The following is a 25,837-nucleotide window of genomic DNA, read 5'->3' as shown; positions in this document are numbered from 1 at the left end:
AAGGTATAAAAAAACCCGCTTTTGCGGGTTTTTGTACTTATCAAATAAGTGTCTCGAAATCGACAAACCTATTATTCGGCTACTCCCGTAATTTCCAGATCAAAGACCAAGTCGGCATTGGGCGGTATGGCGGCACGGGGATTACCTTGTGCGCCGTAGCCTAGGTGAGAGGGAATGAAGACCCGTATTTTATCACCCACTTTCATGGTCAGCAGTGCCTCTCTAAAGCCCGGTATCAATTGTGCCTCCGGGCTATAATCCATTGGTACCGGTTCGTAGCCACGGCCCTTTTTTCGGCGCTCATCATAGGTGTTGAATTTTTTAGCTACTTCTTCGTAATTACTATCGAAAAGAGATCCAGTAGCCGTGTATCCGGCATAATTTACCATCGCCTGCTGTCCTATGTTAGGTTGTTCACCGGTTCCTTCCTTGATGGTCAATATTTTCAGTCCGGACGGCAGTTCCTTTGCGGTTTCCCGTTGCGCTAGAAATTCTGCGGCGACATCGGCTTTCATCTTGGCGAATGCCGCTTCTTTCTCGGCCTCTTCAGCGAAGTAGTCGGTCATTACCTGACTCGCATCAAAATTTTTGGCTTGTTTCCCGTTGCGTATGATTTCTACTGTATTCATACTTACCTCTGATACGGGTCTGTTGCTGCCTTGGGTGACCTTCACGTTCGCGATGGAATCGACGACTTCCATACCTTCGACCACTTCGCCAAAAACGGCATGTCGTCCATTCAGCGAAGGATAAGGTACATGGGTAATAAAAAATTGGCTACCATTGGTATTCGGACCACTATTCGCCATTGACAAAACGCCGGCTTTATTATGATTCAGGGAATCATGAATCTCATCTTTAAATTTATATCCTGGATTCCCTCGACCCGTTCCGAGAGGGTCGCCGGTTTGGATCATAAAGTCTTTCATGACCCTGTGAAAAATAATACCATCGTAAAATTTCTTTCCTTTGTATTCATCACTTACAAATGTATTGCTCCCCTCTGCCAGTGATATAAAATTAGCCACGGTTACTGGGGTTTTTTCATATTCGAGTTTTACGATAACATCCCCCTTAGTGGTCTTAATATCGGCAAAAAGGCCATCTCCTAAATCTGCATAACTCGATTTACAGGCCGATAGGACCAAGGCGACCGCTACAAATAGTACATATACTTTTTTCATGAATTCTTAAATTTATAGGGATTCCCGAATTCCCAAAAAGGTTTAGCTCGGGAATCGTTCGTATTTATGGTGTTTGTTCTTTTTCTATTTTTAAAACGGTCAACGTACTTTTAAGAGGCACGTTTACCCCGATTTTATCCCCGTCTCCTTGATAGCCATAACCTAGGGAGGAAGGGAACAAAAATGTTGCGCTTTCGTTTTCTTTCAGCAACTTTACGCTGTAACGGAGCCCTGGAAAGAGTTCTTCCATATCTACTTTGTACTTTTTGATTCCGATTTCTTCACCGGAATAAATTGTGTCATTGTCGAAGCTTACCACGTTGTAGGCAATGGTAACTAGGTCATTTGCCTTGGGTAAATAGGTCGCGGTATCGTTCTTCCGGATATAATAATACCATGATCCGCTAGCACTGTGTTCATAATGATGTAGGGAGTCTTGTTCGATAATGGCTTTTATAAGCTGCTGTTCTTCCTCGAGTAACGCTTTATTGCGGGCGACATTCGCCCCGAAATATTTACCTGTTTTTTGCTGAATAGGCCTGCGGGGTTCGGGTTGGCCACAATTAGCGAAAAGAAGAAGAGCTGACAAAAGCAATACAATTTGTGGTCGTACCATTAGTGTAGTAATAAATTAAATTCCAAACTTATGATTTATGAACTTTGAATAAGTAATTGCTCCTCGTAATTTTTCAAATGGCTTCTAAAACGTTGTACGGTTTCTGAAAGGGTATCATCGCTCTTTCCTCCCGCAGCATTGGTATGGCCACCGCCTTCAAAATGGGTGCGGGCGAATTCATTTACCGAAAAATTACCCGTAGAACGGAAGGAAATCTTTATGATACCTTCTTCCTTATTTTCTATAAAAATCACGGCAAAGATAATACCATCCAGCGTTAATCCATAATTCACAAAGCCTTCGGTATCTCCCTTGTTGTACCCATATCGATCCAATTCTTCTTGGGACAGGGTGATGTAGGCCGTGCTGTATTCTTCCAAAATGACCATATTCTTGAGGGCACAGCCCAAAAGATGCAATCGGCTTGGCGAATTGGTGTCGTAAATCTGATGATGTATTTCGGTGTTTTGTGCACCTTTATCAATAAGGTCGGCTACAATACGATGTGTTCTGCTGGTCGTAGATGAAAATTTAAAAGATCCCGTATCGGTCATAATACCAGTATACAAGCAGTTGGCGATTTCGGCGGATATATGGTCTTTACCACCCAAATAGGCAATGAACTCATAAACCATTTCGCAAGTAGAGCTTTTACTCACATCGGAATAGGTAACCACTGCATAATCGGAAGGGGCTTGATGATGATCGATCATCACAAATTTGGCCTCCGAACTTTCAAGAAGTGGCGCCATTTGTCCGGTTCTTCCCAAATGATTGAAATCCAACGTAAAAATAAGGCTCGCTTCTGCCAGTTTTTCCTTCGCTTGGGAATTGTGACGTTCAAAGTTGAGAATATGCTCGTTACCGGGCATCCACTTTAGAAACTTCGGGTAATCGTTCGGGGCGATAATGGTGGCGGAAAGTCCACTATTCGTTAGATAATGCCAAAGCCCTAAAGTAGAGCCGATAGCATCGCCATCGGGATTTTTATGTGGAATGATAACGATTTGCTGTGGTACGGCGAGTAGTTCTTGTATTGCCTTGATGTCCTCCGAATTCATGGCGGCAAAGATACAATTTAATAACAGAGTGGTAATGATGTAAAGCCTATTTTTGTAAGCTGAATAAAGGAAGATGGATGTACCTTTTAATCCGACAAAAAGTAACGGCAGTAGCTTATAACTCAATACTTGAAGGGAAGAATTGAATTACGATGAAATCAATGCGAATGAAAAAAACGACTATACTTTTTGGGGCCTTGTTCTTCCTCATCGGATGTAAATCGTCCCAGACTGTCTCAGAAAACGAAAACACAATAGCTACCGAACCATTGCTAGAGGAGTTTACAATTGCTTTTGGCTCTTGTAATCGAACCGACCTGCCCAATCTGCTCTGGGACGATATTTTGGCGATCCAACCCGACTTGTGGTTATGGGGCGGAGACAATATTTATGCGGATACCGACGACATGCAGCAACTGCGTAGCATGTACCGGGCACAGGACCAAATAGCGGGTTATCGCGAACTGAAGTCAAAAACACCTGTTTTGGGCACATGGGACGATCATGATTATGGCCTCAACGACGGCGGGGTCGAATTCACAGCCAAAAAAGAAAGCCAGCAGGAATTTCTAAACTTTATGAACGTTCCAGAGGATAGTCCACGAAGAATGCGGGAAGGGATATATGCCGCCCAAGATTTACCGAAGACCAAAGGAATGGTGAAGGTAATCGTTCTGGATACCCGCTATTTTAGAACTGCGGTAACACCCGACACCGAAACCGCGAAAAGACTAAAACCAAATAAGTACGGCGAGGGCACGGTTCTCGGATCCGCTCAATGGCAATGGTTCGAGAAAGAATTGCGTAATTCAAAGGCGGAATTCAATATCGTAGTGAGCAGTATTCAACTGCTATCGAACGAGCACGGCTTTGAGGGTTGGGGCAATTTTCCGCATGAGGTAGACCGTTTTAAACGGTTGGTTTCCGATTCGAAGGCAAAGGGCGTTATCGTCCTGTCCGGTGACCGCCACATTTCGGAATTTTCCAAAACCGAGGTAGACGGACTTTCATACCCGCTTATCGATTTTACCAGTAGCGGACTTACGCACGCCTATCGCGGCTTTACGGGCGAGCCCAATCCGTTTCGAGTCGGGGAAGTCATTTTTACTGAAAGTTTCGGCACCTTGTATTTTGATCTTCAAGAGAAAAAAGTACTTTTTAAGATAATCGGTGATGGTGGTATCGTACTGGGTAGCCTTGAACAACAGTATTAGTGCGATTGTTTTAAGCGGCAAACTACGCTTGCCAGTCTCTAAATAAACCGTATTTTTGCGCAAAATTTTACAAGATGACAAATAGAACATTTACAATGATCAAGCCCGATGCCGTAGAAAATGGACATATAGGCGCTATTTTAGATAAAATAACCAGTGCGGGCTTTAAAATCATTGCGATGAAATATACCCAACTGAGCAAACGGGATGCGCAAGAATTTTACGCTATACACAAAGAACGTCCGTTTTATGGGGAGTTAGTTAGCTTTATGACCCGTGGGCCCATTGTTTCCGCTATTCTCGAGAAAGATAATGCGGTAGATGATTTTCGTGCACTAATCGGTGCTACCAATCCAGCAGAGGCGGCGGAAGGTACTATCCGTAAATTGTTTGCGAAGGATATCGGCGAAAATGCAGTACACGGTTCCGATAGTGATGAGAATGCCGCTATTGAAGGCGCATTTCATTTTGCCGGACGTGAGATTTACTAAAACAGCAACATATGTTGAACAAAAAACCCGATGGCTGTTAGCAGCTATCGGGTTTTTATTTGGATATCCTTGGGATAATGTGTCACAGTAAAATGATTTAAAAAAAATCTCCAAACACCAAACACCAAACACCAAGCATTCCACTACTCATCGCAACACCATTTTTTTAATCAATTCCTTACCGAGTTCTTCGTTCAGCATGGTGATTATTTTTGATTTTCCATGGCTTAGTTCCTCGCGTAGCACCGAAGAAGATAGCGATACGAACAAGGTATTGCGTTGCAGCTCGACCGAGGTGGTATAGTTGTTCACCCCATTTCCCATAAGATTTGCCCAGGCGTCCCTTACCTGAACTCTATCCATACCTTTTTGCAGCTTGTTCTTTTGGATAAATGCATTGAGCGCCTCTCCCATATTTTGATGGTCCTGATGTTTTTTACTCATTTTTTTGGACGCTTATGGGTTCATATCTTTTGTAATCGTACTGCACACCTTCTTCGTTGACCACCGAAAAATTATCATCGTTCAAAACACGTAGTTCTTCCTGCCATTTGCTCAATTCATTGTCATAGTGCATATAAAAACCTTCTGAGTCCTCAACGATACTAAAAGGCTCTGCGTCGTTCGAGGTGTCGTAGGTGCCATCGAATTTTGGCTGTACTTTCTTTCGGAAGCCTTTCAGACCCTCTAACTGAAAATAGTCGACCATCGGATTAACCGAATACTCTTTCGTATTGCCGTCAGGGAAAACCACTTTCTCTATTTCCCAATAACCATTTAATTTGGCCAGATCCTCTGTGGATACGCTCTTGGCACATCCAACAAGCAAACAAATCAGGAAAAAAAAGGCTAGCTTCTGCATGTTACAATTTAAATATTTTATACGATTGATGAATGTTTTTAACAACATTTTCGGTGCGTTCGGGATGGGTGTCGCTAATAAAGATTTGCCCGAAATTTTCATCGTTAACCAGGGCTACTATTTGGGATACCCGGTTTTCGTCCAATTTATCGAAGATATCATCTAACAATAGTATCGGTGTTGTTCCTGCCTGTTGTTTGATAAACTGAAACTGCGCAAGTTTCAATGCGATGAGAAATGATTTCTGTTGCCCTTGGCTGCCGAATTTTTTTACGGAATAACCTCCGATTTCAAACCCTAGATCGTCTTTATGAGTACCGACAGAGGTGTATTGCAGCGCTCGGTCCCGATCGCTATTTTTTTCTAGTAGGGATGGCAAATCATCTTCCAATAGTTTGCTTTCATAGTTGAGGTCGATGGTTTCCTTTCCACCTGAAATATTCTCGTATTGTGTCCTTAAAATTGGTACGAAGACCTCCAGGAAAGCGACTCTTTTTTTAAAAATGGATGACCCGTATCCGCTCAATTGCTCGTTATATACGGACAAGGTCGTAGGCTCGAACGTTTGGTTCAAATGAAAGTATTTTAATAGCGAATTGCGCTGCGCCAATACCTTATTATATTTGATAAGGTCCTGCAGATATTGTTTGTCTTGTTGCGAGATGACCCCATCGATAAATTTTCTTCTGGTGTCGCTGCCTTCGATAATCAAATCCCGGTCGGCAGGAGAGATGATGACCAAGGGTAAAAGCCCGATATGATCCGAAAGCCGATCGTACGCTTTTCCGTTGCGCTTGATTACCTTTTTGGCACCTTTTTTAAGGCTACATACCACCTTTTCAATGCGATCCTCTTTTTCGAATTCCCCTTCCACCACAAAAAAATCGGTACCATGTCTGATGTTCTGGGTGGCTATCGGATTGAAATAGCTTTTCCCGAACGATAGGTGATAGATGGCATCGAGAATATTCGTTTTCCCGATACCGTTCTCCCCGACAAAGCAGTTGATTTTGGAATCGAATTCAAAATTCTCGGATTCGAAATTCTTGTAATTTAGGAGCGATAAGCTGTTCAGAAACATTCGACGGGTATCGGAAATTAAATTTATTGCAGTGAGGATTAAACGAATATCCAAAAATAACGAATAAATACCCTTTCGGTTTTGGATAAAACCTTTATTTTTGCGCGACCAATAAATTACTGAAATGGCAACATATAAAAAGCGCGGACATAAACCTAAAAATCGGGCCGAAGAGCAGCAGATAGATGAACAGGAAAGCGCAACGGCTGAGGTTTTTAGCACCTTGGATGAAAGTGCGTCGAAGACCGAAGAATGGGTCTCGAACAACCAGAATTATATTCTTGGGGTTATCGGCATTATCGCTGTAGCACTTTTAGGATATTTGGGCTACAACCAATTCGTGCAAAAGCCAAAAGATGCCGATGCGTCCAACGAACTGTACTACCCGCAGCAGTATTTTGATCAAGCTATTGCCGCAACTACTGCCAAAGATTCCCTTTACAATTTGGCCTTGAACGGGGCGGAGGGCAAATATGGTTTTCTAAACATCATAGAGGAGTATCCTGGGACAAAAGCAGCCAACCTTGCTAATTACTCTGCTGGAATGGCATATTTGAATATGCAAAAATACCAAGAGGCCATTACCTACCTCAGTGATTTTTCTTCGGATGACGATGTTTTAGGTGCTATGGCGAAAGGAGGATTGGGTGATGCTTTTATGCAATTAGACCAGCCCGAAGAGGCATTGGGATACTATGAAGGCGCCGTCGCACACAGCACGAACGACTTTACGACTCCAAAGTTTTTATACAAGGCGGGCGTGACCGCAATGGAATTGAATCAAAACGACAAAGCGCTTCAGTATTTTCAGCGGATAAAAGACGAATTTTCAAAATCGCAGGAAGCCCGTACCATCGATGCTTTTATCGGTATGGCGAAAAGTGGAAAGTAAATCGGTTTTCAATGGCTACGGCAACTAAAAATTTATCGGCTTACGATAAGACAACGATCCCAAATGCGGAAAAGCTCCGGTTTGGGATCGTTGTTTCTGAATGGAATTCAAAAATCACAGAAGGTCTGTACCAAGGCGCTAAGGCCGCATTGTTGGATTGTGGGGCCATCCCTGAAAATGTACTGCGATGGGACGTTCCGGGAAGTTTTGAGCTCACCTATGGCTGCAAGAAAATGGCGCAGACTCTGGACGTTGATGCCATCATTGCCATTGGTAGTGTGATTCAAGGCGAAACCAAACATTTCGATTTTGTATGCAGTGCTACTGCTCAAGGCATCAAAGACCTGAATGTTATACTTAAGGTCCCCGTTATTTTTTGTGTGCTTACTGACAATACGCTACAACAGGCAATAGACCGTAGCGGCGGCAAACACGGGAACAAGGGTGCCGAGGCTGCCATTGCGGCAATAAAAATGGCCGTTTTGGGCAACTGAACTTCTTGATTTCCAGTTTCGCTCGAACAGAAAATAAATCTCTTGAATCGTGGAACATGGCGACTAAAATCCTATTCCAAGAAAAGCAAAAGTTTACCCAATGGTGGTTATGGCTGTTGTTGCTTTGGCCTTTGGCCTATGTTTTATATGCGCAATTTGCAGCTATTTCGCAGCCTACCGGGAATACTTCCGGTAATTTATCCTTATCCATAATCATGCCTTCGGAGTATTGGATCATACTCGTGGTTACTCTGGTAATCGCCTTTTTGTTTCTTGTGGTACGGATGGAAACGACAATCGATTCCGAAAAGATAATGGTCAAGCACCTTTTTTTGGTTAAAAAAGAATTCCGTTGGGAGGAAATTACGACCGCTGAAATCATCAACTATGGTTTTGTTGGCTATGGCATTCGCATCAGCTTAAAGCATGGTACGGTATATAACGTAAAAGGAAAGCACGGACTTTTTATCACGCTACAGGATGGACGGAAGCGGCTGATCGGAACACAAAGACCTGAGGAACTAAGAAGTGTAGTGAAGGAGATGAGACGCCCGACTGACCTTGGCTAGATCGATCATCTACGGAGTTTATCTGCTTTGGATGTAACAAAACAGTATGGACGGACAACTAACATTTGTCAATCAATTATAAAACAAGATTCCTATCGGAGTTTATGCCGGGCATAGACGAAGAGCGGGAATGACATTAAATAACTTATTTATGAACGCACACGAAATCGATTACGAAATTTTTGGAGAAGAAATGCAATATGTCGAAATAGAGCTCGATCCGCAAGAGGCCGTTGTGGCAGAGGCCGGAAGCTTTATGATGATGGACAGCGACATTAAAATGGACACCATTTTCGGAGACGGCTCCAACCAAGAAAAAGGGGTGCTCGGAAAGATATTTTCCGCTGGGAAAAGAATCCTTACCGGGGAAAGTCTTTTTATGACGGCCTTTTTGAACAATGGCCAAGGCAAGAAGCAAGTGAGCTTCGCCTCGCCCTATCCGGGCAAAATCTTACCGATAGACCTATCTGAAATCAATGGGAAGTTCATTTGCCAGAAAGATGCATTCCTATGTGCGGCTAAAGGCGTGACCGTGGGTATCGAGTTTTCAAAAAAACTGGGCCGTGGTCTTTTTGGTGGCGAAGGTTTTATCATGCAAAAGCTGGAAGGTGATGGTATGGCCTTTGTGCACGCGGGAGGAACATTGGCAAAAAAGTACTTGCAAACAGGGGAGACCTTGAAAGTAGACACGGGCTGCATTGTTGGCTTTACCCAGGACATCGATTATGATATCGAATTTGTAGGAGGTATCAAGAACACGATTTTCGGCGGCGAGGGTCTTTTCTTTGCCACCCTCAAAGGACCGGGAACCGTTTATGTGCAGTCGTTACCCTTTAGCCGTTTGGCCGGCAGGGTACTGGCGTCGCTTCCAAGAGGAGGCAAGGACAAAGGTGAGGGCAGTATTCTTGGAGGCTTAGGTGATATCATTGGCGGGGACAATAGATTTTAAGACAGTTGGATGCACGATGTTGGGTGAACGGTGTTTGAATATAAAGCAAGCTAATGACATTTGAACCAAGATTCAAATTTGAAAAGTTACGGATATGGCAAGATGCTATGAACCTCGGAGAGGATATTAATCTTTTGACCGAAAGTTTCCCTAAAAAAGAGCTATATAATTTATCATCACAACTCTGCAGAGCGGTGGACTCCGTAGCATTAAATATTTCGGAGGGGTCTATAATTCAGTCTGTCCCAGAATTCAGGAAATTTTTAGGGTATTCGGCCCGGTCATTGGCCGAAGTCGTCACATGCCTCCATAAAGCGAAAAACAGGGATTATGTTAAAATTATTGAATTTGAAAAATTGTATAATTCTTGCTTTAAATTAATGAACATGATCATAGCCTTTAGGAACAAACTTTAACCGCTTAACTTAAGCATCGAGCATCGAGCATCGAGCATCGAGCACCAAACACCCACCACCCAACATCAAACATAAATGAATTTCAAAAACCAAATCAACTTCCTCAAACAACTTCAAAAAAACAACAACAAGGAATGGATGGACGCCAACCGAAAATGGTATAAGGAAGTCCGCGACGATTTTATCGTTTGGTTAGACCAAATGAACGCGAAGTTGGCCGTGGTTGATGATGAGTATTATGATACCCCGGGGAAAAAAGGCATAAATCGTATCAACAACAACCTGATGTTTCACCCTAATAGGCCCATATACAAAGACCATTTTGGTGCGGGCTTGGACAAGCGGCCGAAGACTGGAGATTTTTACGTGGAAATCGGAATAGAACGCGGTATGTTCGCTGGCGGACTCTGGCGACCGGATCCAAAGCGCCTACGAAGTATTCGGGACGCCATCGATTACAATGGGGAAGAACTAAAAGAAATCCTGAACAAAAAGTCATTTAAAGAAACCTTTGGAGGCCTTCACGAGGATGTGAAACTTACCAATGCTCCCAAGGGGTTTTCGAACAATCACCCGCATATCGACTTGTTGCGCAACAAAACTTTCGCCGTAGCGATGGAATTCCCTACCCAGGAGATTTTCTCCGATAATTTTGAGAAAAAGTTGATTGCCGTATATCAAGAGATGTTACCGTTTCGCAGGTATTTGAACAAGGCCGTTACGGTGTAATAAAAAAGTTTGCATCAAACCTTGGCTTTGCTGATCGATAATTTGAGTTGCCGTGTTCGCATAATTAATCAGATGCTCATATTCATGGATGGTAAAAATCGGCGCAAACGTTTCTCGGTAATATCTGCAACATATAGACCGACGCCAAGATTGGACATTTTCTTTTGAGCCAACTTTCGTACATGCCTATCTTGGTTGGTGTGCTCCCCATGTTCGTTAAAAACCGTCTTCTTTCAGTTATTGAATCCCCAGAAATTCAGAAGATTTTGGTAATAAATTTTATATAAAATATCCTCCAGAAGTTCGAGTCCTTTCGGTTTTTTTGCCGTATCTCCACGGAATCCGTACCACTCAGGTAATCCCATAAACGGGTGTAATTGGTGTTGCGGCCTGATTCTTCTTATTATTCCGTACTGGAGAGCGAGTCATGAGTTTTTTAACGTAGCGCGCTTTGCGCTATAGTCTTTGCCCTAGATATACATATTACGAAAGAAACCGCTCCTTTATCCGTTCGACCGATTTAGTCCCATCGGGATCGGCTTGGGTTTTTAGGGAGCAAAACTCCTCGGCCCACTCCGACGTACGTATGCGCAAGGGTGGATTTTCATTTTGAGCGACCGCCAAGATAACTTTAGCGACCTCTAGAGGAGTTTGATATACCTGTTGGGAACTTCCCTCGGTGCGTTGTTTGATGCCGCTCATATATTTTTTCAAAATCGGCATATAGGCCTGATGTGCCATTTTGCCCGCTGTCATTGTCTTTTCCATCGCCGATTGCATGAAATCGGTAACGATACCACCAGGCTCAACAAGGGTAAATTGAATATGAAAGGCATCTGTTAGATAGCTCGCTAAGGCTTCGGTATATCCTTCTACCGCGAATTTGGCTCCACAGTAAAGCTCATTGAAAGGTTGGCCAACAAGTCCGCCTACTGAAGAAATATTGATAATGTGACCTTTTTTTCGGGTTCTCATTCCTGGAATTACGGCTTTGGAGCAGCGTACCACACCAAAGTAATTGACATCGGTGACCCATTGCATTTCTATTTCCGTTGTTTGTTCGGTTGTTTTGGCGAAACCGGAACCTGCGTTGTTCACGAGTAGGTCTATTTGCCCTTCGGCAGCTATAATCGTTTGTACACAATTGTCGACGGATTGTTGTTCGGTGACATCCAGGGCCAATACTTTTAGCTGGATGTGCTCTTCTTGCGCTCGGGCTAAAAGGGGTTCCTTTTTTGCTAGGCTTCGCATGGTGGCGTAGACGGTATAACCATTTTTGGCCAAAATGATGGCGGTTTCGAGCCCAAGTCCCGATGAGGTGCCTGTAATAAGAGCTATTTTTTTCATAGGATAAGAACTTAGATAATCGGAAGAGGGCTTCCTGTATTAAAACTATTGCAATTTGCTTGATGTAGATGCAGAGGGGTAGTCTTTATATGCGTTAGAATTGATAACCTACAGAAAATTGAAGTACGGAGTTTTTCAATTTCCAGCTTTCGTTACTTTGATTGAAGGTTGATATTTCGTCCACTGTCAAAAGCCCGAGGGTATATCTGACTTGAACGAAAACATGTTCGTTCAACGCATAGGCTGCACCTAGGCTCAGTCCAAAATCGAATCTGTTGATACCTCCTTCTCCCATAAAGGTCTCTCCTAAAAAGGTAAACGTTTGATCATTGATCAAATCAAATTCAAGAGTTTCATTTCTCGAGGAATCCGTATTATCTACATATTCCCATTTAGATTTTGCCGTTAAGACATAGCCAAATTGTGGTCCGAACTCAATCGAGAGCTTCTCCAGAACGACATACTTGCCAATAAGGGCGAGGTTCAGATAATTTAGCAGAGTAGTTTGCGTAAGACGAAAACCCTCATTATTTGTCTTGCTTGTTACACCTTGTCGGGAGAAAAGCAGCTCTGGTTGTACACCGATCTTTTCATTAACCACATACTCGGCCAAACTTCCTATGTGAAAACCGACTTTTGCCTTTTTTTCGATACCGTTGGGATAATCTCCCCGTAAGCTAGAAATATTGAATCCCGCTTTTGCACCGAAGTTGATTTCTTGGGCAATCCCCAGTGCAGAGAATAGTAGTATCGTATTAATCGCTATGCGCTTTAATTTTCCTGCAATTAAATGTATCATCGGACGGGGGACTTGCGTATTAAATTGTCTTCGTCATATTTGAACTAAATATAACGATATCGTTTCAAAGCTGCCTTAAAATGATAGTGATCATATTTCTATACCTTTAATCCTTACCTAAGAAGCAATATTTTTGAAAAAAGTACGAACTGGAACGGAAAGTGGATTAACTAATGACTCCAAATTATTCGCCAACATAAGAAAACATATCGATCTTGATGGTTCCGAGAAAATATATCTTGAAGGTCTTGTTGCGGTCAAAACCTATCAAAAAAACGAATTGTTACTCGATCAGGGCCAGGTTTGCAAGAACCTATTTTTTGTCGAGGAAGGCAGTCTGCGCGCGTACCATTTAAACAGGGAAGGGAAAGAGGCGACCATTATGTTCGCCATTGAGGATTGGTGGATATCCGATATGTACTGTTTTGCCAATCAAAAACCCGCAATGGTATCGTTGGAAGCGCTTGAAGCCAGCAAGGTGGTTGCCTTGAGTTTCGATGTGTTCGGGCTCTTAGTGCAGCGATTGCCTAAGTTCGAGCGTTTTTTTAGAATCCTTTTTCAAAATGCCTATGCCCGCGAACAGCTGCGCATTCTTGATGCCATTTCGTTCACCACAGAGCAAAGGTACCACCGCTTTGTAAGCAAGTATCCGCATATCGCTAAAAAGGTAACACAGAAACAAATCGCATCCTACCTAGGGGTAACACCGGAATTTTTAAGTTCGGTAAAAAAAAAGTGAGATACCTTAAACTATCTTAATCGCTATGCTAGTCCGATTTACGTTCTTTACAAAAAATATAATCCCACACCTTAAAAAAGGCGCTACACTATGATGATGATTTTAATTGCAGGTCCGTACCGTAGTGGTACGAACAACGACCCGATGCGTATCAAAAAGAATATGGATAGACTCGAGACCATGGCCTTGCCAATTTTCCGAAAAGGTCATGTACCCATGATCGGGGAATGGGTGGCGAATCCCTTGATCGAGCTTGCGGGTTCGAAGGAAGTAGGTGACGCGATCTTTACGGCTATCCAGTATCCAGCCGCACACCGATTGTTGACCAAATGCGATGCGATTCTAAGAATCGAAGGCGCCTCTAAAGGGGCCGACGAAGATGTGCGGATTGCCAAAGAGCTGGGTCTAAAGGTGTATTATGACTTAAATGAAATTCCAAATGCAAAATAAGAACGTACGCAACATCAAAAAAGAAGTCCTTTCCGATAATTGGTATACCCTGAACAAGTTTAGCTTCGAGTATCGAAGACCCGACGGCATCTGGGAGACCCAAGAACGTGAAGCCTATGACCGCGGCAACGGGGCGGCTATTCTATTGTACAACAAAAGCAAAAAAACCGTCGTGCTTACGCGGCAATTTCGCATGCCAACCTATGTAAACGGTAATGAAGATGGCATGATGATCGAAGCCTGTGCAGGACTTTTAGACGGCGACAACCCGGAGGATTGTATTCGCAAAGAGGTTGAAGAAGAAACGGGGTATCGTATAAGGGATGTTCAGCGGGTCTATGAGACTTTTATGTCCCCAGGTTCGGTTACCGAAATCCTTTACCTATTTATCGGTGCCTACGAAGCGCGTATGAAAGTGGGAGAGGGCGGAGGCGCCGATCATGAAACCGAGAATATCGAAGTACTCGAATACCCTGTCGAAATGGTTTTGGAAATGATGCGAACGGGCGCCATACGGGATGCCAAAACAATCATACTTTTGCAATATGCCAAAATTAATGGGTTATTTTCTTGAATGTATCGCGACTAAAAGGGTATGGAAAGCTTGGCTAAAATCGCATTGGGCGGAGGTTGTTATTGGTGTACCGAGGCCATTTTTCTATCGTTAAGAGGTGTAAGAAATGTAGATCAAGGTTTTGTATCCTCGGTAGGGGAACAGTCCGATTGGTCGGAGGCCGTCGTTATAAGGTATCATCCAGGGGAAATTTCATTGAAAGACTTGATCGAGGTGCATTTACACACCCATAAAAGCACCGCTGCACATCGTATGCGGAACAAATACCGTTCTGCGGTGTATACCATCGATGCAGGGGATGATGAAAAAGTGCGTCTTGTTTTAAAGGAGCTACAGGATGGTTTCAGCGAAAAATTGATTACCGAAATACTACCGTTCGTAGATTTTAAACCTTCGGAAGAGCGGTATTGGAACTATTATTATTCCCAACCGGAAAAACCGTTTTGTGAAACCTATATTGCTCCCAAACTGCGACTGCTTTTAAACCGATTTTCGAATTTGGTCGACCCTAAAATGGTTCAAGCCAGCTTGTAATGCGTAAAATAGCAATGAAGATTTAACGCCCCGGGCTGGGCTTTCGCTATTTGGATCTACCTTCAATATCTGTCCCGAATACGCTTCAACACCTGCATCACTTCCGCTCGTATCTCCGAAGCTGGTTTGGTAAAATGATTGTTCATAAAACTGAATATCAGCGTTCTACCTGATTTTGTCACTACATATCCATTCAGCGAATAATTGTTGCCCACACTTCCCGATTTCGCATACACAAAGGGTTTGCTTGGGCTAAGGGCCTCTCCTTCTGGATTATCCGAATCCTCAATGGCCGGAAAAAGGTGGAACAGTCGGTTCTTGGGAATTTCGGTGTACAGTTTTCCGAGTACCAGAACCATTGATTCAGGGGTAAAAAGATTGTAGCGCGAAAGACCCGAGCCGTCCACCCATCGTGGGGGCTGTTGTATGTCGGAAAGCTGATTTTCAAGAATGAATTCCCGCGCCTTATTGCCGTCCAACGTATTAGACAGGGTCGAAGACGAGAGAATAAGCAGTTGATCTGCCAAAAAATTATCGCTTTCGTGCATCATTCGTTTGTACACGGAATCGGTATTTCCACCGTACAAGATTGATTTTTCTCCATCCGGCAGCTTGGTAGTCCGCCCTATTTTTTTTCGAAGTACGTTTTCCAATAATTTTAGGGTCAGTACGCTGTCCGTTCGATACGGAATGGCGACGGTATCGCCACGCGAAGCATCGTAGTAGAAGGTATTCGAAGTTTCTTCCCGGTTCAACGGATAGTTAAGAAGCACGACTTTATCCTTAAAAAAAGTGGGTACGACCTGTAAGGAATCCGCTTGATAAACGGTGACCACATTTCCGTATAGGGGTAAGGCGCCGCGTTCCACCTGAAAATAATATTGGTAATCCTCTACGGCCCATCCGGGTCCGAGTAGGTTACCCTCATAATTATCGCTGTGCCATACCAGATGTTTATTCTGTTTTAAGAAATCAATTGCCGTACTGTCTTTAAAATAGGGGTGCAACAGGGTCGGGTCACCCGTGCCTTCAAAATAAAGGGTATCGTTTCGGCGGATATATTTTAGGGTAGGAATACGATCTGGCAAGTGTTGTAGGGCAGTATACAAGGTGAATATTTTCGCAGTACTTGCCGGCGTAAAGTATTTTTCGGCATTTAGACTATATAAGGTATCCTTTGTTACAGGGTCTACCACTAAAAAACCGATAAAATGATTTTGCTCCCAGATTGTAGTAATTAGCGAATCGATTTTGTGCTGTGACGTCAGTTTTTTAGTGGTACCACAACCCATCATCATAAAGCCCAAAAAAACAACAAAAAACCACTTCCACATAAATTTAACAAACTTTGAAACCCACCGTATTTATTGACTTTAACACGAAATTAAGCAATTTTTAACGGGCAACAAGCAATATAAAAAGGGTTTTATGGTTAAAATTGTAACAACAACCTTTAAACATTCTGATAAATGGCAAAAGCGATGCTGGAGTACACGAAAACAGTATTAAAGAAAGTGAGTTTCGATACCAAATTGTTTTGTAAAGAAGTAAAAAAAGCATTTGAAAGGCTTCTTCCAGAAGAGATAGACGAACTTAAGGACTGGTTGAAACAGTTTTTGACAGACAAGCCGGAACTACAACAAAGTTTGATATATTTAAAAGCATAAATGAAAAGCCACTTGAGAAAGTGGCTTTTTTTATGAATGATACGCAACCAACATCATAATTGTACATCTTTTAAAAAAAGAAAACGATGAGGTTACGTAATGCACTTATAGGTCTTTTTATGGTAGTGTCTATTTCTTGTGATCGCGAATCGGCCGATATCGGGACCACGCTAAAAAGTACAACCTTGGCCGGCACCTGGCAGCTGTCCGAGACCTATATAAGCCCAGGGGGAGTCACGGAATGGATAGCTGTTGAAAATGGTTTCCAATACACTTTTGAAACCAATGGCTTGTTCAAAAAGACTGAAAATGACGGTGGCGTTCAGGAAGAGGGCAGTTACCGCCTAGAAGAGGATGAATTGTTTCTTGAGTTTGAATTCGAGGGAGAACTAACAACCTTAGGCTTCTATTTGGAGCAAACAGATGATACCATTACGCTTTCGCCTTCCTTTCCAACGTTTTGTATTGAAGCTTGTCTTTATCGTTTCACAAGAAAATAGCTTATTTGTTAAGCGGACTTATGATTTTCACATCTTGAAATGCTATTGCACCACGTATCACGGCTGAAATCACATCTTTTAACGCCTCGATTATCTGTATTTTCAGTTCGCTCTTATGGTAGATAAGGCTCACTTCCCGCGCCGGGGGAGGATCGTTAAAATATTTTAAGTTTTTACTTTTTTCTATATCGAGCTCCAAAGTGTTCAAAAAGGGCAAAAGCGTCATGCCGAGGCCTTCGTTGGACAGGTTCACCAAGGTCTCGAAACTTCCGCTCTGTAGCTGAAAATGTTCTTCGCTATAGTCTTTCGGAGCTTTGCATAAATTGATGACACCATCACGAAAGCAATGTCCGTCTTGCAGCAGCAACACATCATTGATATCCAAATCGGTGGGGTCCAGTTTTTTAGCGCTACCCAAACGATGACTTGCAGGAACATAGCCCACAAAGGGCTCGTAATACAATGGGCGCTCGGTAATAAATTCTATCTCCAAAGGTGTTGCTGCGATGGCCGCGTCTAAATGACCGTCCTGAATATTACGAATCAGATTCTCGGTGCTTTGCTCCTTAATAATCAGGTTGACCTTTGGATATTTGTTGATGAAGTTCTTAAGGAACATCGGGAGTAGGGTGGGCATTACGGTAGGGATAATGCCAAGGGTGAAATCACCACCGATAAATCCTTTTTCCTGGTCGACGATATCTTGAATTCGGTCGGCCTCATTCACTATATTTTTTGCTTGGGCAACGATTTTCGCACCTACTTCGGTAATAGCGATGGGTTTTTTGCTTCGGTCGAAAATCAATACATCGAGCTCATCTTCGAGCTTCTGAACCTGCATGCTCAAGGTCGGCTGTGTGACGTGGCTTTTCCGGGCCGCCAGTGTAAAATTTTGATATTCCGCTACGGCGAGCACATACTGTAATTGGGTGATGGTCATCAATAGGGTATTAAAGTATAAAAATATAAAAACCATCAGTAAAAACTATTACAAATGATTTTTATATTAATCCATCCTATCGGTATAAAAAAGAGGGTGTCTAAAAAGTACTTTCAGCCGTCTTTGCGAGGCACGAAGCAATCTGTAAATCGTTGGTATTGACAGACCGAATACTTCGCTTTGCTCGTAATGACATTTAGGTTGTACTTTTTACACACCCTCCTCCATTTTTTCCCAAAAGGCTCTGAAGGTCAAGAAGATGATTGTCATGTGCTAAAATCTGATACGGAACTCCTGATCGGCATCCGTTACCTCGAACTTGGCACCATCGAAAGTTGGAGGACCCATACTCATTTCATTGCCACTCATTCCGTAGCTTTCCGTGGGCATTCCATTGGCCTCCATATCCATGCGCTGATTGTCATTGGCATCGTGCATGACCATGATGGCATATGTTCCCGGCTGTACATTTTCGAACGTTAAGCTCACCTCGCCTTTTACGGCCGGAGCGCTGGCGTTTGCTATCCCGTTGCTTTTCATAAAGGATTCGTTATTGTGCAGTCCAGCCAAAATCGTTCCCCCATCCGAAAGTACATTTTCGACCACTACCGTGATGGTCGCTCCCGATTTGTCTTGTGCCATTGTTGTAAATCCGATACATAATGCGCTTAAAAGAAATCCCAATTTTTTCATGTTATAAGGTTTTAGTTTTATGATGCCTCAAAGATGCGAACAAGACTGCGGTAATTGAAATAGTCCTTACCGAATTGTTGATTTTTTCTACTGAACTGTAAACCCATTTTTCGCGTTTCAATTCAGCCCTGTAAAGTTACAGTTGGGTAATCAATTTTCGCATGGCCGGAAAGTTGACCGCATTTTTGTGGTAGCAATTCAAAATTTACGGTCATGTTGAAATCAATTACCTTCTTATTTCTTTTACTCAGCACTGTTTTACTATCACAAACGACCATTTCAGGAACCGTGACCGACACCAAGGGCATTCCCATTCAAGGTGCAAATGCATATTTAGAAGGTACATACGACGGCGCTTCAACCGATGAAAATGGGAATTTTACTTTCGACACTGTTGAGACCGGCACACAAAACCTGATTGTTTCAATGCTTTCTTACGATCCATTTATGCAGGCGGGTGATGTTTCCTATTTGGAGAATATGAAAATCGAAATGCGTGAGGCCATCAATCAATTAACAGGGGTGACGCTAACCGCTGGAACGTTTGAGGCAGGTGACAATTCCAAGGTATCGGTACTAAAACCTCTGGATATTGTCACTACCGCCGGTGCGGTGGGCGATTTTGTTGGCGCGCTTCAAACATTACCGGGAACATCGACCGTAAGCGAAGATGGCCGCCTGTTCGTTCGTGGGGGCGAAGCGGGAGAAACCCAAGTATTTATCGATGGTCTTCGCGTTTTTCAACCCTTCAGCGCGACTGCCAATAATATTCCGACAAGAGGCCGTTTTTCCCCATTTTTATTTAAGGGAATAACCTTTAGCACTGGCGGTTATTCAGCGGAATACGGTCAGGCCCTGTCCAGCGTACTATTATTGAATACTACTGACGTTCCCGATCAAGAAAAAACCGAGCTTCAGGTGATGTCCGTTGGTGGGGGAGTAGGCCATACCGAAATCTGGGGTGACGAATCCTTGAGTGTCAATGCGTCCTACATCAACTTGGCGCCATATCAATGGCTGGTACCCAATGACCGTGGCGCCAAATGGAACAAGCCTTACAAGTCTATTTCCGGAGAGGCCGTTTTTCGAAGCAAGAAAGAGAAAAGCATGTTTAAATTCTATACTGGCTTTACCCAAGCCAATCTGGATATTGAGCAAGAGGATATCAACTTTGAGGATTTTGTGAATTTTAAATTGAAAAACAACAACCTATATGCGAATACCTCATACAAACATTTCTTGGAGAAAGAATGGACCTTTACCACAGGAGCAAGTATTTCATTGGATACAAACGATATCGGTATCCAAACAAACACGATTGATACCAAAGAGACCGCAGGGCATGTAAAAGTGAAGATAAAGAAGAATTTCAGTAGTCGCTTTCAATTGAATTTTGGGGCGGAACATTTTGTTACCGACTATACGGAGTCTTTTCTATCTTCGGATGGCTTTTCCTTTGATTCGGACTACAGGGATAATCTGAGCGCAGGTTTTATAGAAACGGATATTTTTTTGAGCAACAAATTCGCGATGAAACTTGGGGTACGCGGGGAGTATTCCGCAGCGTTGGCAGATTTTAATGTATCCCCAAGAATTTCCATAGCCTATAAGAGTGGTGATAAGAGTCAGTTTTCCTTGGCCTATGGGGATTTTTATCAAAACCCTTTTACGGAATACCTGAAATTTGACCAAAGTCTCGATTTTGAGAAAACCGAACATTACATTCTAAACTATCAATATTTAGCGAACGGAAAGACATTTCGCGTCGAGGCTTACCACAAAGACTACCATAATCTCGTCAAGTACGATACGCAATTCGCCCAATTTGATTCCCGATTCGACAATACGGGGAGCGGCTACGCCTCGGGACTTGATGTTTTTTGGAGGGACAACAAAAGCATCAAAAATCTCGATTATTGGGTGTCATACTCCTATTTAAATACAGAGCGGGACTATCGTAATTTTAGCGAAAAGGCAACACCGAATTTTGCACCTGAGCATAATTTCTCTTTAGTGACCAAATACTTTATTGAAGATTGGAAATCGCAAGTGGGCATCTCATACACCTATGCTGCGGGAAGACCATATGACAATCCGAACACTTCTGATTTCCTATCCGAGAAAACAAAGCCTTATCATAGTTTGAGCGTCAACTGGGCTTATTTGCTATCGCCACAGAAAATTCTTTACTGCTCGGTAAGCAACGTGGCGGGGTTCAACAATATTAATGGCTACCAATATGCAGACGCACCGAATGCCAACGGACAATTCGACCGACTGGCGATCAGACCCACCGCAGACACCTTTTTCTTTGTCGGATTCTTCTGGACCATTAGTGATAACAAAAGCGATAACCAGTTGGATAATTTGTAATACCACTCTTAAGCTATTTGATTATCAATAATTTAGCAATCGATAAAATACATATTTTGCCGATTTATCTCTTCACGCGTTAGCTACGACTAATAGTTCGTGCAGTTCACCGAACTTCTCAAAAACCTGTTTTTTCTTATTGTTTATTTGTTAGCAATAAATCGAACGAACCTACTTATTGACTTGAAACTACGCTTCGATGGTTCCTCAGAGGAGAGCTTATTTGTAATACATATTATCTTGAGTTCGCCTTTAATTTTCCAAACGTGGTTTTTGTCTTTAGGAATAGGTTCATTGCTAACCATAAACCCTAAACTATGAGTACAAAACTACTTTGCACACCAAAAACGGGAACAACCCTCTTCCTACGGAGAATAGGTTCCTTGATACCGGTGTTGATCATTTTGATTTGCTTCTGCATCCCGGCGCACCTGCAAGCCGCGGAAGGTGGCAACACATTACATTCTGAATCGAATACCGATCCTGTTTCGGTCAATATCCCGAATTTCGATACTCCTGCATTGGTCAGGTCCTTTCGGATCACCGATGCCAGTACCGAAGGAGGTTGTTTCCCGACTCCGGGATCAGGGGTTATTTTTCAAAAACAGTCCTGTCAAGAAAACGCCCACTACATCTGGCGTGCCGGAGCGGACTTGCTATTGAACGAGTACGCGGACCAAACCGCCACGATAACCGGTACGGTCATTGACGAAATTGGCAGAATAGGCCAAGTGAACATCGCTTTGTTCGACTATAACGACCAAGGCAATACTTGGAACAAACAGTGCTATTTAGATGGCATTGCTGATTTGAGGTCTTTCTATAGGGGCTTCAGCGGAACAATACTTGTAGACGGGGCTGTTCTTTCAATTGAGGTTAAAAAAAGTGAACAGCACTATATTTTAGCCGACGGTGCAGGCCTACAGCCAGGACAATTTGGCTTTGGGGCTTGGACAGGCGGTAGCTTTGGAGAGTGTACCGAATGGTTCGGAACCCTTACACCGATTATTGATTGCGACCTAACCGTAGATGCTGGTGAAGATATAGAGGAGTGTGTTACGGAAAATGTTGAACTTACGGCGAGCCAAATGGGTAATGTACCGTGTGCCACCGGTTGTACGTACACCGTTTTAGATACCGCTAAATGTAGTGGTACTTCTGAAGAAGTGTATTTGTTCGTTTCCAACGGAAACACCGCCGAACGAAAATTTCAGGCATCCTCCCAAAATTTTGAAACCTTTGATGACGGTACGGCCCGCTACACGGCGACGGCCTCTAACGGAATCGACGTGATTGAGGTAAATATGTTGTACAGTGGTCGCACTGATGTAGCACCGGCCAACAGCCCCAAAACACATAGTTGTGAAGCAGATCAAGAAATATCCGATTTTATATATTATCCGACTCAAGAAGGTACTATTGTATCTCAAAATCACGGTACCTTTTATGCAACGGAAATGGGCCCATCCTTTCAAATAGGAATTGGAGCCGATGTCGAAAGAAGCGGATTTGGCGCTTCGGGTTGGTTTGACCTGAGCGGTGGAGACGGTTACTACTCAAGGGGTGATGTTAATATTCCTTTGGGCGTATGTGAAACCCAAGAAGTCGATGAAGTTTCTTTTGTTTGGAGTACTACAGATGGAAATATTGTCGGCAACGCAAACCAAGAAACGATAGAAGTATCTACTTCAGGAACGTATACGGTTACCGTAACCACCTGCAATGGCTGTGAAGCTACCGATGAGGTGACGGTCACGCTTTCCGAAAAACTGAGCATTGGTGACTTTGTTTGGGAAGATACCAATAACAATGGACTTCAAGATGAAGACGAGCTCGGTGTAGACGGAATAAGCGTTACCCTATATGGTTCGGATGAATCACTTCTAAATAGTACGGAAACCACAAACGGAGGCGCCTATTCATTTGAGGTTTGTCCCGGAGAGTATTATGTCGTATTCGATAATGTTCCAGTAGGCTTTGGCTTTACGGAGGCCAATGCGGCTAATGATACGTTGGATTCCGATGCTGATGAAAACGGACGTACGGTCAACTTTATCATTACTGATACCGACAATCCGACAATCGATGCGGGATTGGTACAATTGTGTACCATTGATCCAGCCGTAGATGGCGACGATGAAATTTGTGCGGGTGAAGTGTCCACCTTGGTGGCAACAGGGGGTGATTCCTATCTATGGAGCACTGGCGAAACTACGGCTTCCATTCAGGTAGCACCGACCGCTACTACGATATATACGGTTGTGGTTTCCGATAGTTCCACTCTGGATTGTTCCGAGGAAGTTGCGTTCACGGTAGTCGTGCCATCGGTAAATATCGATGCGGGTCCTGATGTGAATATCACGTTTGGTGACAGCACTACCTTGACCGTAACCGGTGCGGATGCATCGGATAGTATCATATGGTCGACCGGAGAGACGTCTACTTCTATTGTTGTCGCTCCCGAAGTTACGACTACCTATTCGGTAACCGTGGTAAATGCCTTGGGTTGTATCGACGAGGATTCCGTAACGGTAAATGTGAAGGATGAATGTGGCATCAAGCCAGCGTTCAAGATTTTACCACGTGATCAACCCGGTGTTTATGTGCCAGGGTACGAAACTGCAGCCTGTATCGGGGATGATCTGTATCTATGGATGTACGCTGATATCGCTAACTTAAACGATGGCCTGGCAGAGGACTATTCGGACTGGAGCTTCACCTATGAATTGCCCCACGGAGCGGTAATCGTTCAGGATAATCTACCGATTTGGCCCGGGAATCAAAGAGCAGAAAAGCTAGATCTGAAGTTGGAAGACTTTGGGGACTATAAAATCTCTTGGGTGTCACCTACAGGATGCACGGGAACGACCGTATTTACCTTAAACTTCCCTGATGAAGGATGTGGTGATAACGGAACCAGAATAAGCGATATATTCAGTATCGATGCTGTTTATCCCGTTCCTGCAACGGCGGGCGGTGAGCTCACCTTAGAGGTAAGCACCAAGAGTGGATCGATCAACACATTGGCAAGCAAGACGGCGCTTAATACCACCGGTAAAACGCCAGAACTGGTTTCAAGAAAAGAAACCGTTCGTGTGAGCCTTTATAATTTCGATGGACGACAGGTAGGCAGTACCCAGACTTTTGATGTCGAGCAAGGAAAGGCGAAAGTTTACTATCAACTAGGTACCATGGCCACGGGTCATTATATCATCAAAGTTGAAAGTGACTTATGGACGGATAGCAAACAGATTAGCATAAAATAATCCAAACTATTCAAAATAGTGAGAAAGCCCCGCCGAAAGGTGGGGCTTTTTTTATTCGATTCGCTGATTCATTTGCTATGAAGGCCATGAATTTGTTCTTCGTGGAGAATCCTACATATTCATACTTTTAGCATATTAAGGGTTCCTCACGTTTATGCGGGGTAAAAGAGATGCCAGGGAAATTCATCGATTAAGAATCAGACCATAACTTAATCGCTAAGTACGCGAAGAAAATGCGCAAAGAGCGCTACGAATACATGGTTCGCTGCTATCGAAAGCCATTTGTAAGTGATCGCGCATTTGTAAATGAAACTTTGGTCAACTCTTGCGAAACCTTGGCGTCCTTTGTGTTTCAAACACATTGCAACTAAAATCCTAATTTGCCATCACACCCGAATTTCGGTATCTTAAACTTTTTGGACCAATGTATATTATATGAAAAACACAAGCTTGTCTACCGGAGACCAAGAATTGTCACAAATCAAAGAGATGCTTCAAGAGCAAGGCTATATCGATGATGGGGCCATAGCCATGTCCATTTTTTTGGCAATGAAACTAGAAAAACCCCTATTGGTTGAAGGTCCAGCAGGAGTCGGGAAGACAGAAATTGCGAAGGTCATGGCGCAGGCCCTGAGAACCGAATTGATCCGGTTGCAGTGCTATGAAGGTTTAGATAGTACACACGCTTTATACGAATGGAATTATCAGCATCAATTACTTTATCTAAAAATGCAAGAAAGCAGAGGACGCGATGTAAAGGCCCTCGAAGAAACAATTTTCTCGGATAAATTTCTCCTAAAGCGACCGGTTTTAAATGCCATAACTCATCTTGAAAAAGTGGTATTACTCATTGATGAAATCGATAGGGCAGATGAGGAATTTGAAAGTTTTCTGTTGGAAGTACTTTCCGACTGGCAGGTAACCATCCCTGAAATCGGAACCATCAAAGCGACGAGCAAACCTCAAATTATTTTGACGGGAAACCGAACAAGGGAACTGTCGGAAGCCTTACGAAGACGATGCCTCTACCTCTGGATCGATTACCCCACTTTCGAAAAGGAATTGGCGATACTAAAGGCAAAAGTACCTGAGATGGACGGTAAACTGGGAATGCAAATATGTGCTTTTATGAAGGAACTGCGGGAGATGAAACTCGAAAAAACCCCTGGTATTTCTGAAACTATCGATTGGGCCCGTGCTCTGGCCGGCATGCATTTGACACATTTGGACAAACAAATAGTCGAAGATACTTTGGGCGTGGTTTTGAAGGATTGGCAAGATATGCGCCATACACAAGATTCGCTGTCCGAGTTGTTGGAACGAACCGGGGTTACTTCTCGGATTGGGTGAAAAGGGGGTCGGAAGTCGGAAGCTCGAAGTTTGAAGCAGGAAGCTCG

Annotated in this window: 28 protein-coding genes; 17 read left to right on the top strand and 11 right to left on the bottom strand. The window is 43.3% G+C overall.

Annotation, left to right across the window (positions count from 1 at the left end; genetic code table 11):
• Window positions 1-71: 71 nt before the first annotated feature.
• From FGM00_RS10355 to FGM00_RS10345, 3 genes are all read right to left on the bottom strand, one after another.
• Window positions 72-1,184 (bottom strand): peptidylprolyl isomerase, encoded by a 1,113-nt coding sequence (locus FGM00_RS10355; RefSeq protein WP_138852839.1) that lies wholly within the window; start codon window positions 1,182-1,184, stop codon window positions 72-74.
• 64 nt (window positions 1,185-1,248) lie between these two features.
• On the bottom strand, window positions 1,249-1,773 hold the full coding sequence (gene gldI, locus FGM00_RS10350) for a gliding motility-associated peptidyl-prolyl isomerase GldI (protein ID WP_236262750.1): 525 nt from the start codon (window positions 1,771-1,773) through the stop codon (window positions 1,249-1,251).
• Between the two features lie 62 nt (window positions 1,774-1,835).
• Window positions 1,836-2,861: a DHH family phosphoesterase gene (locus FGM00_RS10345; protein WP_138852837.1), complete on the bottom strand. Its 1,026-nt coding sequence runs from the start codon at window positions 2,859-2,861 to the stop codon at window positions 1,836-1,838.
• Between the two features lie 167 nt (window positions 2,862-3,028).
• Between FGM00_RS10345 and FGM00_RS10340 the strand changes: the two genes are divergently transcribed.
• Window positions 3,029-4,075, top strand: a complete 1,047-nt coding sequence (locus FGM00_RS10340) for an alkaline phosphatase D family protein (RefSeq protein ID WP_138852836.1) — start codon at window positions 3,029-3,031, stop codon at window positions 4,073-4,075.
• Window positions 4,076-4,149: 74 nt separating this feature from the next.
• Window positions 4,150-4,566, top strand: coding sequence for a nucleoside-diphosphate kinase (locus FGM00_RS10335; protein WP_138852835.1), 417 nt, complete (start codon window positions 4,150-4,152; stop codon window positions 4,564-4,566).
• Window positions 4,567-4,713: 147 nt separating this feature from the next.
• Here the strand turns inward: FGM00_RS10335 and FGM00_RS10330 are convergent, their stop codons facing one another.
• The 3 genes from FGM00_RS10330 to recF are packed head-to-tail and all read right to left on the bottom strand — an operon-like array spanning window position 4,714 to window position 6,509.
• Window positions 4,714-5,010: a DciA family protein gene (locus FGM00_RS10330; RefSeq protein WP_138852834.1), complete on the bottom strand. Its 297-nt coding sequence runs from the start codon at window positions 5,008-5,010 to the stop codon at window positions 4,714-4,716.
• Window positions 5,003-5,428, bottom strand: a complete 426-nt coding sequence (locus tag FGM00_RS10325) for a hypothetical protein (RefSeq protein WP_138852833.1) — start codon at window positions 5,426-5,428, stop codon at window positions 5,003-5,005. Before FGM00_RS10325 ends, FGM00_RS10330 begins: the two co-directional genes overlap by 8 nt.
• Window position 5,429: 1 nt before the next feature.
• Window positions 5,430-6,509, bottom strand: coding sequence for a DNA replication/repair protein RecF (recF, locus tag FGM00_RS10320; RefSeq protein ID WP_138852832.1), 1,080 nt, complete (start codon window positions 6,507-6,509; stop codon window positions 5,430-5,432).
• Window positions 6,510-6,633: 124 nt separating this feature from the next.
• Between recF and FGM00_RS10315 the strand changes: the two genes are divergently transcribed.
• The 6 genes from FGM00_RS10315 (at window position 6,634) to FGM00_RS10290 (ending at window position 10,558) form a co-directional block, all read left to right on the top strand.
• On the top strand, window positions 6,634-7,401 hold the full coding sequence (locus FGM00_RS10315) for a tetratricopeptide repeat protein (protein WP_138852831.1): 768 nt from the start codon (window positions 6,634-6,636) through the stop codon (window positions 7,399-7,401).
• A gap of 11 nt (window positions 7,402-7,412) precedes the next feature.
• Entirely contained in the window at window positions 7,413-7,895 is a 483-nt protein-coding gene (gene ribH, locus FGM00_RS10310) for a 6,7-dimethyl-8-ribityllumazine synthase (RefSeq protein ID WP_138852830.1), read from the top strand.
• Between the two features lie 56 nt (window positions 7,896-7,951).
• Window positions 7,952-8,464, top strand: a complete 513-nt coding sequence (locus FGM00_RS10305) for a hypothetical protein (RefSeq protein WP_138852829.1) — start codon at window positions 7,952-7,954, stop codon at window positions 8,462-8,464.
• Between the two features lie 151 nt (window positions 8,465-8,615).
• A complete protein-coding gene (locus FGM00_RS10300; protein ID WP_138852828.1) occupies window positions 8,616-9,413 on the top strand; it encodes a TIGR00266 family protein in 798 nt (265 codons plus the stop codon).
• Window positions 9,414-9,466: 53 nt separating this feature from the next.
• A complete protein-coding gene (locus tag FGM00_RS10295) occupies window positions 9,467-9,829 on the top strand; it encodes a four helix bundle protein (protein ID WP_138852827.1) in 363 nt (120 codons plus the stop codon).
• Window positions 9,830-9,904: 75 nt separating this feature from the next.
• Window positions 9,905-10,558 (top strand): DUF2461 domain-containing protein, encoded by a 654-nt coding sequence (locus tag FGM00_RS10290; RefSeq protein WP_138852826.1) that lies wholly within the window; start codon window positions 9,905-9,907, stop codon window positions 10,556-10,558.
• A 483-nt stretch (window positions 10,559-11,041) separates the two neighbouring features.
• On the opposite strand, the gene FGM00_RS10285 is transcribed toward FGM00_RS10290, so the two are convergent.
• The gene (locus FGM00_RS10285; RefSeq protein WP_138852825.1) at window positions 11,042-11,905 is read right to left on the bottom strand and encodes an SDR family oxidoreductase; all 864 of its coding nucleotides are present in this window, start codon (window positions 11,903-11,905) and stop codon (window positions 11,042-11,044) included.
• Between the two features lie 94 nt (window positions 11,906-11,999).
• Window positions 12,000-12,704: a porin family protein gene (locus tag FGM00_RS10280; RefSeq protein WP_138852824.1), complete on the bottom strand. Its 705-nt coding sequence runs from the start codon at window positions 12,702-12,704 to the stop codon at window positions 12,000-12,002.
• Between the two features lie 133 nt (window positions 12,705-12,837).
• Here FGM00_RS10280 and FGM00_RS10275 point away from each other — a divergent pair, with 133 nt between their 5' ends.
• The 4 genes from FGM00_RS10275 to FGM00_RS10260 all read left to right on the top strand — a co-directional run bounded on the left by FGM00_RS10275 (window position 12,838) and on the right by FGM00_RS10260 (window position 15,001).
• A complete protein-coding gene (locus FGM00_RS10275) occupies window positions 12,838-13,443 on the top strand; it encodes a Crp/Fnr family transcriptional regulator (protein ID WP_236262749.1) in 606 nt (201 codons plus the stop codon).
• Window positions 13,444-13,533: 90 nt separating this feature from the next.
• A complete protein-coding gene (locus FGM00_RS10270; protein WP_236262748.1) occupies window positions 13,534-13,893 on the top strand; it encodes a DUF4406 domain-containing protein in 360 nt (119 codons plus the stop codon).
• A complete protein-coding gene (nudK, locus tag FGM00_RS10265) occupies window positions 13,883-14,467 on the top strand; it encodes a GDP-mannose pyrophosphatase NudK (protein ID WP_138852823.1) in 585 nt (194 codons plus the stop codon). The genes FGM00_RS10270 and nudK overlap by 11 nt, the downstream gene beginning before the upstream one ends.
• Before the next feature lie 21 nt (window positions 14,468-14,488).
• Window positions 14,489-15,001 carry a peptide-methionine (S)-S-oxide reductase gene (locus tag FGM00_RS10260; RefSeq protein WP_138852822.1) on the top strand — a complete coding sequence of 171 codons (513 nt, stop codon included), beginning with the start codon at window positions 14,489-14,491 and terminating at the stop codon, window positions 14,999-15,001.
• Window positions 15,002-15,063: 62 nt separating this feature from the next.
• Here FGM00_RS10260 and FGM00_RS10255 read toward each other — a convergent pair whose 3' ends face one another.
• Window positions 15,064-16,335, bottom strand: a complete 1,272-nt coding sequence (locus tag FGM00_RS10255; RefSeq protein ID WP_138852821.1) for a D-alanyl-D-alanine carboxypeptidase — start codon at window positions 16,333-16,335, stop codon at window positions 15,064-15,066.
• A 135-nt stretch (window positions 16,336-16,470) separates the two neighbouring features.
• Between FGM00_RS10255 and FGM00_RS10250 the strand changes: the two genes are divergently transcribed.
• Complete coding sequence (locus tag FGM00_RS10250; protein ID WP_138852820.1) at window positions 16,471-16,668, top strand: hypothetical protein; 198 nt, start codon at window positions 16,471-16,473, stop codon at window positions 16,666-16,668.
• Window positions 16,669-16,754: 86 nt separating this feature from the next.
• Complete coding sequence (locus FGM00_RS10245) at window positions 16,755-17,168, top strand: hypothetical protein (protein WP_138852819.1); 414 nt, start codon at window positions 16,755-16,757, stop codon at window positions 17,166-17,168.
• Window position 17,169: 1 nt separating this feature from the next.
• Here FGM00_RS10245 and FGM00_RS10240 read toward each other — a convergent pair whose 3' ends face one another.
• Window positions 17,170-18,108, bottom strand: a complete 939-nt coding sequence (locus tag FGM00_RS10240; protein ID WP_138852818.1) for a LysR substrate-binding domain-containing protein — start codon at window positions 18,106-18,108, stop codon at window positions 17,170-17,172.
• A gap of 273 nt (window positions 18,109-18,381) precedes the next feature.
• Window positions 18,382-18,801 (bottom strand): DUF2141 domain-containing protein, encoded by a 420-nt coding sequence (locus FGM00_RS10235; RefSeq protein WP_138852817.1) that lies wholly within the window; start codon window positions 18,799-18,801, stop codon window positions 18,382-18,384.
• Window positions 18,802-19,014: 213 nt separating this feature from the next.
• On the opposite strand from FGM00_RS10235, the gene FGM00_RS10230 reads away from it, so the two are divergent.
• From FGM00_RS10230 to FGM00_RS10220, 3 genes are all read left to right on the top strand, one after another.
• Entirely contained in the window at window positions 19,015-21,174 is a 2,160-nt protein-coding gene (locus tag FGM00_RS10230; protein ID WP_138852816.1) for a TonB-dependent receptor, read from the top strand.
• Window positions 21,175-21,491: 317 nt separating this feature from the next.
• Complete coding sequence (locus FGM00_RS10225) at window positions 21,492-24,440, top strand: SdrD B-like domain-containing protein (protein ID WP_138852815.1); 2,949 nt, start codon at window positions 21,492-21,494, stop codon at window positions 24,438-24,440.
• 435 nt (window positions 24,441-24,875) lie between these two features.
• Window positions 24,876-25,790, top strand: a complete 915-nt coding sequence (locus tag FGM00_RS10220) for an AAA family ATPase (protein WP_138852814.1) — start codon at window positions 24,876-24,878, stop codon at window positions 25,788-25,790.
• Window positions 25,791-25,837: the final 47 nt, after the last annotated feature.

The organism is Aggregatimonas sangjinii (assembly GCF_005943945.1).
Classification (GTDB): Bacteria; Bacteroidota; Bacteroidia; order Flavobacteriales; family Flavobacteriaceae; genus Pelagihabitans; species Pelagihabitans sangjinii.
Note: the sequence above shows the minus strand (reverse complement) of the source record. Positions and strands in the feature narration are given on the sequence as shown.